Here is a 10,696-nt window from a genome sequence, read left to right on the forward strand (position 1 = left end):
AGCACCCGATGGACTATCGCCAGCTAGGCCGGACCGACCTGAACGTGAGTGCAATCTGCCTCGGCACCATGACCTGGGGCGAGCAAAACACTGAAGCTGAAGCCTTCGCCCAGATCGAACGGGCCAAGGAAGCCGGGATCAATTTCATCGACACCGCCGAGATGTACCCGGTGCCGCCGAAAGCCGACACCTACGCCACCACCGAACGCTACATCGGCAATTACTTCAAAAGTCGCGGCGACCGCGCCGACTGGATTCTCGCCAGCAAGATCGCCGGCCCTGGCAACACCATCGACTACATCCGCGACAAGAACCTGCGCCACAATCGCCAGCACATCACTGCCGCAGTGGATGCCAGCCTCGAGCGCCTGCAGACCGATTACATCGACCTCTACCAACTGCACTGGCCGGAGCGCAGCACCAATTTCTTCGGCCAGTTGGGTTACAAGCACAAGATCGAAGCCAACCTGACGCCGCTCGAAGACACCCTCGAAGCCCTCGACGAACAAGTGAAGGCCGGCAAGATCCGTCACATCGGCCTGTCCAACGAGACGCCGTGGGGCACCATGCGTTTCCTCGCCCTGGCCGAAGCCCGTGGCTGGCCGCGCGCGGTGTCGATCCAGAACCCGTACAACCTGCTCAACCGCAGCTTCGAAATCGGCCTGGCGGAAATCGCCATTCGCGAACAGTGCGGCCTGCTCGCGTACTCGCCGCTGGCGTTCGGCTTCCTGTCCGGCAAGTACGAAGGTGGCGCTCGTCCGCCGAAAGGCCGCCTGAGCCTCTACAGCCGCTTCAGCCGCTACTTCAACCCGCAGTCGGAAGCTGCTTGCAGCCGTTACGTGGCACTGGCCCGGGACCATGGTCTGGACCCGGCGCAAATGGCCTTGGCGTTCGTCACCCAGCAACCGTTCGTCACCAGCAACATCATTGGTGCGACCACGCTGGAGCAACTGGACAGCAACATTGCCAGTTTTGATCTGAAACTTTCCGATGAAGTGCTGGCCGGGATTGAGGCGATTCACAAGGATCATCCGAATCCGGCGCCTTGATCGACCGCTAAAAGCTTCGCGAGCAAGCTCGCTCCCACAAAGATCACTCCGTACCTGTGGGAGCGGGCTTGCTCGCGAAAGGGCCTGTCAATTCACTGCAAAGCTCACAATGACCGCGCAATGATCTCCTTCATGATTTCATTGGTGCCGGCATAGATCCGCTGCACGCGCGCATCCGCCCATGCCCGCGCCACCGGGTATTCCCACATGAAGCCGTAGCCGCCATGCAACTGCACGCACTCGTCGAGCACCTTGCATTGCAGGTCGGTGCCCCAGTATTTGGCCATCGCTGCTGTCGGCACGTCGAGCTTGCCCTGCAGATGCAATTCCAGGCACTTGTCGACAAATACTCGACCGATCTGAATTTCAGTGGCCATTTCCGCCAGTTTGAAGCGGGTGTTCTGGAAGTCGGCAATTGCCTTGCCGAACGCCTTGCGATCACGGGTGTAATCCAGCGTCCATTTCAGCGCGGCTTCGGCTGAGGCCAGGCCACCAATCGCCACCGTAAGACGTTCCTGCGGCAATTCCTGCATCAGGTAGGCAAACCCTGCCCCGGCCTGACCCAGCAGGTTTTCTTTCGGTACGCGCACGTCCTGGAAGAACAATTCCGACGTGTCCTGAGCCTTCATTCCGACCTTCTCCAGGCGCTTGCCCTTCTCGAAGCCCGGCGTATTCGCTTCCACCACAAACAGGCTGGTGCCCTTGGCGCCGGCCTTCGGATCGGTCTTGGCGACGACGATCACCAGGTCAGCGAGGAAGCCGTTGGTGATAAAAGTTTTCGAGCCATTGATCACGTATTCGTCGCCATCCAGAACCGCCGTGGTCTTGACTCCTTGCAAGTCGGAACCAGCGCCGGGCTCGGTCATCGCAATTGCGCTGACCATCTCGCCCGAGACCAGTTTCGGCAGGTACTTGTGCTTCAGCGCTTCACTGCCGTAATGCAGGATGTACGGCGCAACGATGTCCGAATGCAGCGAGAAACCGATACCGGTCAGGCCGAGACGACCGACCTCTTCGATCACCACCGCGCTGTACAGAAAGTCCGCGCCCAGGCCGCCATACTCCTCCGGCAGATGCGAGCAGAGCATCCCCGCCTCCCCTGCCTTGTTCCACAGTTTGCGGTCGATGTGGCCTTGTTTCTCCCACTGCGCATGGAACGGCACGGCCTCTTTTTCGAGGAAGGTTCGTACGCTGTCGCGGAACAATTCGTGCTCGGAGCTGAACAAGGTTCTGGGGATCATGCGGCACCTTTCATTCTTGTTGGAGGGATATGACCTTCAGAGACTAAGCCTCACCTCCGATACAGGACACTGGACACATCCGACAAAAAATAAGACGATCCAGCCGTCTGGTGACCACTTTCCCTTATAAAAACAAAACAAAAGTTGAATTATGTCCAAGCAAGTCTCCACGCCCTTGCGGCGCGTCAGCATCCTGGCAATCGACCGGGTTTTCGCCTCCACCCTCATGCAGGCCAAGGATTTCTTCCATCTGGCCAGCCTGCGTTACGGCAAACAACTGGGCCACGGCCTGACTCCGGCGTTCGAAACCCGCCTGGTCAGCCCCGACGGTAAACCGGTGAACAGTTTCAGTGACGTGATGATGCCGGTGGACGGCGCCCTGGAAAACGCCGACGTGATTATCCTCCCGGCGTTCTGGGACGATTTCGATACGCTTTGCGGCCGTTATCCACAGATCCTGCCATGGCTGCGCGAGCAGCACGCCCGCGGCGCCGTATTGTGCGGCGAAGCCACCGGGGTGTTCTGGCTGGCCGAGGCCGGTCTGCTCAATGGCAAGGAAGCGACCACTTACTGGCGCTTCTTCAATGCCTTTGCCGAGCGCTTCCCCAAGGTGTACCTCAATCAGGACAAGCACCTGACCGACGCCGACAACCTGTATTGCGCCGGCGGCACCACCTCGGCCTGCGACCTCTATATTTACCTGATCGAACGCTTCTGTGGCGCCAACGTCGCCCAAGCCGTGGCCCGCGACATTCTGTATGAAGTGCAGCGCAGTTACTCGCCGGGACGTATCGGTTTCGGCGGCCAGAAGCTGCACCAGGACGTGATCATCCTGCAGATCCAGCACTGGCTCGAAGAGCATTTCGCCGACAAGTTCCGCTTCGAAGACGTGGCCCGCGAGCACGGCATGAGCATCCGCAACTTCATGCGCCGCTTCCAGACCGCCACCGGCGACAAACCGCTGCACTACCTGCAACGCCTGCGCATCGAGACCGCCAAGGGCTTGCTGTCCGGCAGCCGCAAGAGCATCAAGACCATCAGTTATGAGGTCGGCTACGACGATGCGAGCTTCTTTGCGCGGCTGTTCCGCCAGCACACCGAGCTGTCGCCGAACCAGTATCGGCAGCAGTTTCAGCAGGCTGCATAACTCCCTGCCCACGCACAAAACCACTGTGGGAGCGGGCTTGCTCGCGAAAGCGTACTTTCAGTTGGCATCTATTTAGCTGACACACCGCATTCGCGAGCAAGCCCGCTCCCACAGGGGTACTGCGTCGCATAAAAAAAGGCCTGCAATTGCAGGCCCTTTTTCTTTGCCGAAGCTGTTTAAGGCTTGTGCGCCCGCGACAGGAATTCGTGCGATTGCATCTCCAGCAGACGGCTGAGCGTACGCTGGAATTCGAACGTCAGGCGCCCGCCGGTGTACAGGTCTTTCAACTCGACTTCGGCAGAAATGATCAGCTTGACGTTACGGTCGTAGAACTCGTCGACCATGTTGATGAAGCGACGGGCGATGTCGTCGGTGGTGACGCTCATCTGCTCGACGCCGCTGAGCAGCACGGCATGGAAGATCTTGCCCAGCTCGATGTAATCGTTCTGGCTGCGCGGGCCGTCGCACAGTTCGCGGAAGTCGAACCAGGCCACGTCGTCGCAAGTGCGCAGGGCACGGATTTCGCGGTTCTCGATGATCAGCACATCGTTTTCCACCGCAGCCGTGCATTCCGGCGTGAGGGCCTTGAAGCTCTTGCGCAGGCTTTCATGCGCGGCTTCGTCCAGCGGATAGTGGAACAGCTCCGCTTGTTCGAGGTGGCGCAGACGATAGTCGACACCGCTGTCGACGTTGACGATTTCGGTGTTCTGCTTGATCAGTGCAATGGCCGGGAGGAACCGCGCGCGCTGCAGACCGTCCTTGTACAAGCCGTCCGGGACGATGTTCGAGGTCGCGACCAGGGTCACGCCGTTCTTGAACAGCTCTTCCATCAGCGTGCCGAGGATCATCGCGTCGGTGATGTCGGAGACGAAGAATTCATCGAAGCAGATCACTCGCGACTCGGTGGCGAAGCGCTTGGCGATGATGGTCAGCGGGTTTTTCTCGCCGCCGAGGGTTTTCATCTCTTCGTGCACACGCTTCATGAAGCGGTGGAAGTGAGTGCGGGTCTTTTCCTTGAACGGCAGCGCTTCAAAGAAGGTGTCGACCAGGTAAGTCTTGCCGCGGCCCACGCCACCCCAGAAGTACAGACCCTTGACCGGTGTCTGATCCTTTTTGCCAAACAGCTTGCCCAGCAAACCCGGCTTGTTCTGCTCGGCCGCGATCAGATCGTCGTACAGGCGCTGCAGATGACGCACGGCAGTTTCCTGCGCGGCGTCATGGAAGAAGTCCGGGCGTTTCAGATCAGCTTGGTATCGTTCTAGGGGCGTCATAATTCGTTAGCAAGGCAACAAAAACGGGCCGTCACTGTAGCGACGGCCCGTGGGAATGGCAATCGGCCCTTGGTCGGGCCGCGCCGCGGATTAGTCCTGAACCGGGGTCAGCGCAACGCGCAGAGCCTCGACGGCCGCGTCCCGCGCAGCAACATCAGCGAACGTCGGGCTGTCGCCAACGCACTCGCCTTCCAGCCACACGCTGAAGCTCAGATCTTGATTACGAATGTCCAGCGCCTGACCGGCTTGCAGTTGCTTGGTCACCTGGCCGGCGGTTTTGCCGTCGGCGAAGTTGCGCGACAGCAGCAGTTGCTCGCCATCGGCCGCCAGCAGACGGAAACGGAAGCTGCCGTCATCTTCACGGAAGCTGACGAAACGTGCGGCTTTCGCGGCTTTCTTCTTGGTGGTCGCAGCAACTTGCACCTGATTGACGAACGAACGCAGACCGACCGCTTCACGCAGCTCGTTGAGGAACGGCGTCGCCACCGCACGGGCCTTTTTCGCACCGTGTTGCAGAATGTCTTCCAGATCCGCCGGGCGCTCGATCAACTGGTGGTAACGCTCGCGAGACTCGCCCAGCTCGTTATCCAGCAACTGGAACAGACGGTTCTTCGCCTCGCCCCAGCCCAGACCACCGAGCAGTTCGCTACGGAATTCTTCAGCCTGCGCAGGCGTGGCGAAGGCTTGGAACAGGGTGAACAGGTGCGAGTTGTCCGGATCTTTCGCCTCGCCCGGCGCCTTGGAGTCGGTGACGATCCGCGAGATCGCGTCCTTCATCTCTTTGGCGCTGGAGAACAGCGGAATGGTGTTGTCGTAGCTCTTCGACATCTTGCGCCCATCGAGGCCTGGCAGGGTTGCCACGCTTTCCTCGATCAGTGCTTCGGGCATGGTGAAGAACTCCTTGCCCTGGCCAAACAGATGGTTGAAGCGCTGACCGATATCACGGGCCATTTCCACGTGCTGGATCTGGTCGCGACCGACCGGCACCTTGTGCGCGTTGAACATCAGGATGTCCGCCGCCATCAGCACCGGGTAGCTGTAGAGGCCCATGGTGATCCCGGCATCCGGGTCTTCACCGGTTTCGACGTTCTTGTCCACCGAGGCCTTGTAGGCGTGCGCACGGTTGAGCAGGCCCTTGGCCGCGACGCAGGTCAGCAGCCAGGTCAGCTCAGGGATTTCCGGGATGTCGGACTGGCGATAGAAGGTCACACGATCGACATCCAGGCCACCGGCCAGCCAGGTCGCGGCGATTTCCAGACGCGAGCGCTGGATGCGCAGCGGGTCATCGCATTTGATCAGGGCGTGGTAGTCGGCCAGGAAGTAGAACGAATCGGCATTGCTGTCGCGGCTGGCGAGGATCGCCGGGCGAATGGCGCCGGCGTAGTTGCCCAGGTGCGGCGTGCCGGTGGTGGTGATGCCGGTGAGGATACGGGTTCGGTTCGTCATGGGTAATCGCTTGTCAGACTGCAATCAATTCGAGAGACGCGGCAGGATCAGATCCTTGAGATCGGTCAGCTTGCCATGAAAAAAGTGTCCGCATTCTGCCACTTTCAGCAGCTCATGGGGGCGCTGGAGTTTTGCCGACCAGTCGTAGACCAGTTGCGGGTCGATCACTTCGTCGGTTTCCGGCTGGATCACGGTCAGCTCGCCGCGCTGTGGCAGTTGATCCTGATCGCCCAGACGCATCACCGCTGGCGCGACCATGAACAGCTGCTTGAGCTGCACGCCTTGAGCTTCGAGACGACCGCCGAGACTTGCTGCAACAAATCCGCCGAAGGAGAAACCGAACAGGGTCAGCGGCAGATCCGGGTGTTTTTCCCGCAGCCAGGCGGCGGCGGCCTGAGCATCGTCGACTTCACCGCTGCCCATATCGTGCGTACCTTCGCTGGCGCCAACGCCGCGATAGTTGAAGCGCAAGGTAATCAGACCGGCGTCGCGCGCGGTGCGCTGCAGGGTCGAGACGACCTTGTTGAGCATGGTGCCGCCCTGCACCGGGTTGGGATGGCAGATCAGCGCGATGCCGTTTGGCTGCTCGTTATCCAGGTACAGCGCTTCGATTTGGCCGACTGGGCCAGCAATCACTACAGGGGTTTCACGCATCAGCAAGGAAGGAACTCCGTGACCTCGAATCGGGTCGACTCGTCTAGCAAATTGTCTGTGCCAATCTATTGCGAGTGAATCGCGGTATACAGCGCAGGTTCGAGCCGTTAACGTAAAGCAAAGCCGTTTATAGAGGAAGGACTCGTGGAACACTCGCTCTTAGTTTGGTTGTTACCGACTCTTGCCCTGGTTGTGGGTGTCGCCATTGGATTCCTGATCGCTCGCGTCGCACCGAATGCCGCGCCGAGCCGCACGCAGCGTCAACTGGATGATATCCAGGAGCGTTTCGACAGCTATCAAAACGAGGTGGTCACCCACTTCAACAGCACCGCGACGCTGGTCAAGAAGCTGACCCAGAGCTATCAGGAAGTGCAGGATCATCTCGCCGAGGGCGCCAACCGCCTGGCCCTGGACGAGCAGACCCGTCAACGCCTGATCGCCGCTTTGCACGCCGATGCCGCCCAGGCACCGCGCGAACGCCTGACGCCGCCGCGCGATCAGGAGCCGCCACGCGACTACGCGCCGAAAACCCCGAACTCGCCGGGCATGCTCGATGAGCACTATGGTTTGAAGAAATAATCGGGTTTCGCGCCCAACAAATAGCCCCCGGACAATTCGGTTTTCCGGGGGCTTTTTTGTATCTGATGATTTGATGGTGACTGGCCCGGCCCCTTCGCGAGCAAGCCCGCTCCCACAGGGTTATGTGTTGCACACAACATTGGTTATCAACGCCGATCACTGTGGGAGCGGGCTTGCTCGCGAAGGGGCCGGCACAGGCCACACAAAAAAATGCCCGATCACAGGACCGGGCATTTCTTCACTCAAGCCTCACTTACGGATACTGCTGCACTGTGCCCGGCTGCGGTTGCTGCTGACCACCATACTGCTGACCAGGAATCGCTTTCAGGTTGACCTCGACGCGGCGGTTCTGCGCACGGCCATTGACGTCGCCGTTGCTGGCAATCGGGTTATCCGGGCCGGCACCACGGGCGCTCAGGTTGGCACCGCTGACACCTTGCGAGGTCAGGTAGGTCGCCACGCTCTGCGCACGACGCTGGGACAGGTCCATGTTGTGCTGGCGGCTGCCGGTGCTGTCGGTGTAGCCGACGATTTCGATCTGGTTCTGGTTGAACTCTTTCAGCGAGTTCGCCAGGTTGTTCAGCGGCTGGTAGAAGCTTGGGGCGATGTTCGCCGAATCGGTGGCGAAGGTGATGTTGCCCGGCATGATCAGCTTGATCTGATCGCCCTGACGCTGCACTTCAACCCCGGTGTTGGCCATGCTGGCGCGCAATTTTTTCTCTTGCTGGTCGGCGTAATAGCCGTAGCCGGCAGCCGAAGCACCGACGACAGCTGCACCGATCAACGCACCCTTGCCACGGTTGTTGTGGTCGATGGCAGCACCGGCCAACGCACCGGCCAAAGCGCCGAGGCCGCCGTATTTGGCGGTCTTGCTCACACCGCCGCCATCGGCCTGGCCCTGATTGTCATACGGGTTGGGCGAGGCGCAGCCGGCCAACATGGCCACAGCGGTAGCAACAATAATCAAACGAGGCGTGGTGAACATGAAGAGCTCCTGGTTTTCGCATTCTGTGTGGCAGCGGCCCTAGGCAATAGACCTGTGCGGGCGTTGGATCATGACAATGCACAAAAATTCCGCGGCACACTCGTGACAAAATGTTTAGGCGCGCACGAACGGGTTTTCCCGCATTTCATCCCCAAGACGCGTGTCCGGACCATGCCCGGCAACCACTGTCGCGTCTTCGTCGAGCGTGTACAGCCGCTGCTTGATTGATCGCACGATGGTCGCCTGATCGCCGCCCCACAAATCCGTGCGTCCTACGCCACGACGAAACAACGTGTCGCCGGCAATCAACAGCTTAGCCTCGGAAAACCAAAAGCTCATGGAACCGGGTGTATGTCCCGGCGTATGCAACGCGACACCGCAGCCACAGGCCAGTTCTTCATCGTCGCTCAACCAGCGATCCGGCGATGGCACCGGCGTGTACGGCACACCGAACATCTGGCATTGCATTTCGAGGTTGTCCCACAGGAACTGGTCTTCCTTGTGCAGATGCAAAGTCGCGCCGGTTTTTTCTTTCATCTGTCCGGAGGCGAGGAAATGATCGAGATGCGCGTGGGTGTGGATGATGCTGACCACTTTCAGACCATGGGCATCGAGGCGCGCCATGATCAGGTCAGGATTGCCACCCGGGTCGACGACGATGGCTTTTTTAGTGATCGGGTCGCCGATGATCGTGCAGTTGCACTGGAGCGGGCCGACGGGGAAGGTTTCGCGTATCAAGGCAGATGTCACAGCAATCATTGATAAAGTCCCGAATCGATGAACTGACGCTGAAACTTACGCAGCGCGAGTCTTAAGAATTCTACTTCAACTGCCGATACAGATCGCCGGGTCAGTTATCTGACGCCACTAATCAGAAATAGTGGCCACATGATGTCAATCTGAAAGTTCTCGTGCAAAATCGCATTTTTTGTAGCGGTCGCAATACGGAAAGGCCGCAGAGCATTCAGGAACCAAAATGCCTACTCCAAACGGATATTCCTATACTACGTTCACCACGCTGACTGGAAACAAAGCACTCGACAGCCTTTTGGCTGGCGACTACTGGACAGGGACGCTGTTTCACAAAAGCGGCACCCCGACCCTGCTGACCTATAGTTTCGTTACCACCAACTCCTACTTCGCTCGCGACTACAGCCCTAACAATGAGTACCTGAACGGGTTTACCCTGTCCACGGCTCAAGAAAATGCGGTTACCAGCGCTCTGAGCATGTGGAGTTCCGTTGCCAATCTCCAGTTCACCCGTGTGCAGGAATCCATCTCCAGCGTAGGTGACCTTCGTTTTGGTGGCTACCTGGGCATGGATTCAAAATACGCGGCGTGGGCGTACTTCCCGGATGAAACCCCGGTTGCAGGCGATGTCTGGATAGGACCGCAGACCAATAGCCCATCCCCGGTCAAAGGCTCCTATGACTATCTGACTTTTGTCCATGAGATCGGTCATGCTCTGGGCCTCAAGCACCCTTTTGAAGCCAGCAGCGATAACAGCACCATCCTCACCCCGGCTCTGGACGACGTCCGGTATACGGTGATGAGCTACAACGACTCGTATTCATATCAGCCTACCACCCCTATGCTGCTGGACATTCTGGCCATTCAGAAACTGTACGGTGCCAATACCCAATATCAGTCAGGCAACAACTTTTACAACTGGGCTCCAGACCAATCGGTTTTCGAAACCATCTGGGACACCGGCGGTGTCGATGCAATCGATGGCAGCAACCAGCTTCAGGCCGTACGTATCAACCTCAACGAAGGCGCATTCAGTCAGATCGGCAAGGCATTTCTGCAAACCGATACCATGACTTCGTTCAACGAAGGGTTGGCCATTGCCTATGGCACCAAAATCGAAAACGCCTACGGTTCGGCGTTCGATGACACCCTGATCGGCAATGACCTTAGTAACCTGCTTGATGGCATGGCGGGGGCCGACACCATGAGCGGCGGCGCCGGCAACGACATTTATGTGGTCGACAACATTGGCGACGTGGTGATCGAGAACGGCACCTCGGCAACCGAAATCGATTCGGTGTACTCGTCGATCAGCTACACCCTGACCAACAATGTCGAGAATCTGACTCTGCAGGGCAGTGCCGACCTCAATGGCACGGGCAACGCGCTTAATAACCAGATCTTCGGCAATTCGGGCAATAACATCCTTGATGGCGGCGCGGGCGCAGACATTCTGGTGGGTGGCGCCGGCAACGATACCTACATCGTCGACAACGCCGGTGATGTCATCTTCGAAACCAGCACGCTGGCGAGCGAGATCGACAGCGTCCAGGCCTCGGTTTCCTATGTGCTGA

The 10,696-nt window shown here is 59.0% G+C and carries 10 protein-coding genes; 4 read left to right on the forward strand and 6 right to left on the reverse strand.

All coding sequences use genetic code 11. From position 1 onward, the window contains the following. The first annotated feature begins 8 nt into the window (after positions 1 to 8). A complete protein-coding gene (locus M0814_RS28010; protein ID WP_103485637.1) occupies positions 9 to 1,049 on the forward strand; it encodes an NADP(H)-dependent aldo-keto reductase in 1,041 nt (346 codons plus the stop codon). A gap of 104 nt (positions 1,050 to 1,153) precedes the next feature. Here the strand turns inward: M0814_RS28010 and M0814_RS28015 are convergent, their stop codons facing one another. Beyond that, positions 1,154 to 2,290 carry an acyl-CoA dehydrogenase family protein gene (locus M0814_RS28015; RefSeq protein ID WP_003228064.1) on the reverse strand — a complete coding sequence of 379 codons (1,137 nt, stop codon included), beginning with the start codon at positions 2,288 to 2,290 and terminating at the stop codon, positions 1,154 to 1,156. A 250-nt stretch (positions 2,291 to 2,540) separates the two neighbouring features. Between M0814_RS28015 and M0814_RS28020 the strand changes: the two genes are divergently transcribed. Further along, the gene (locus M0814_RS28020; protein ID WP_177434775.1) at positions 2,541 to 3,437 is read left to right on the forward strand and encodes a GlxA family transcriptional regulator; all 897 of its coding nucleotides are present in this window, start codon (positions 2,541 to 2,543) and stop codon (positions 3,435 to 3,437) included. Positions 3,438 to 3,613: 176 nt separating this feature from the next. On the opposite strand, the gene zapE is transcribed toward M0814_RS28020, so the two are convergent. The 3 genes from zapE to M0814_RS28035 form a co-directional block, all read right to left on the reverse strand. Then, positions 3,614 to 4,708 (reverse strand): cell division protein ZapE, encoded by a 1,095-nt coding sequence (zapE, locus tag M0814_RS28025; RefSeq protein WP_041074841.1) that lies wholly within the window; start codon positions 4,706 to 4,708, stop codon positions 3,614 to 3,616. A gap of 90 nt (positions 4,709 to 4,798) precedes the next feature. Next, a complete protein-coding gene (locus M0814_RS28030) occupies positions 4,799 to 6,154 on the reverse strand; it encodes a tryptophan--tRNA ligase (protein ID WP_103485635.1) in 1,356 nt (451 codons plus the stop codon). Positions 6,155 to 6,178: 24 nt separating this feature from the next. After that, positions 6,179 to 6,808, reverse strand: coding sequence for an alpha/beta fold hydrolase (locus tag M0814_RS28035; protein ID WP_103485650.1), 630 nt, complete (start codon positions 6,806 to 6,808; stop codon positions 6,179 to 6,181). A 144-nt stretch (positions 6,809 to 6,952) separates the two neighbouring features. On the opposite strand from M0814_RS28035, the gene M0814_RS28040 reads away from it, so the two are divergent. Continuing rightward, a complete protein-coding gene (locus M0814_RS28040) occupies positions 6,953 to 7,387 on the forward strand; it encodes a DUF1043 family protein (protein WP_003228072.1) in 435 nt (144 codons plus the stop codon). A gap of 253 nt (positions 7,388 to 7,640) precedes the next feature. Here the strand turns inward: M0814_RS28040 and M0814_RS28045 are convergent, their stop codons facing one another. After that, positions 7,641 to 8,372 (reverse strand): OmpA family lipoprotein, encoded by a 732-nt coding sequence (locus M0814_RS28045; protein ID WP_003228074.1) that lies wholly within the window; start codon positions 8,370 to 8,372, stop codon positions 7,641 to 7,643. A 114-nt stretch (positions 8,373 to 8,486) separates the two neighbouring features. After that, positions 8,487 to 9,128 carry an MBL fold metallo-hydrolase gene (locus tag M0814_RS28050; protein ID WP_177434776.1) on the reverse strand — a complete coding sequence of 214 codons (642 nt, stop codon included), beginning with the start codon at positions 9,126 to 9,128 and terminating at the stop codon, positions 8,487 to 8,489. Between the two features lie 220 nt (positions 9,129 to 9,348). Here M0814_RS28050 and M0814_RS28055 point away from each other — a divergent pair. Continuing rightward, a partial coding sequence (locus M0814_RS28055; protein ID WP_247868558.1) for a M10 family metallopeptidase occupies positions 9,349 to 10,696 on the forward strand: 1,348 nt, incomplete at its 3' end.

Origin of the sequence: Pseudomonas sp. MWU12-2020, assembly GCF_023100605.1 — a bacterium.
Taxonomy (GTDB): domain Bacteria; phylum Pseudomonadota; class Gammaproteobacteria; order Pseudomonadales; family Pseudomonadaceae; genus Aquipseudomonas; species Aquipseudomonas fluorescens_H.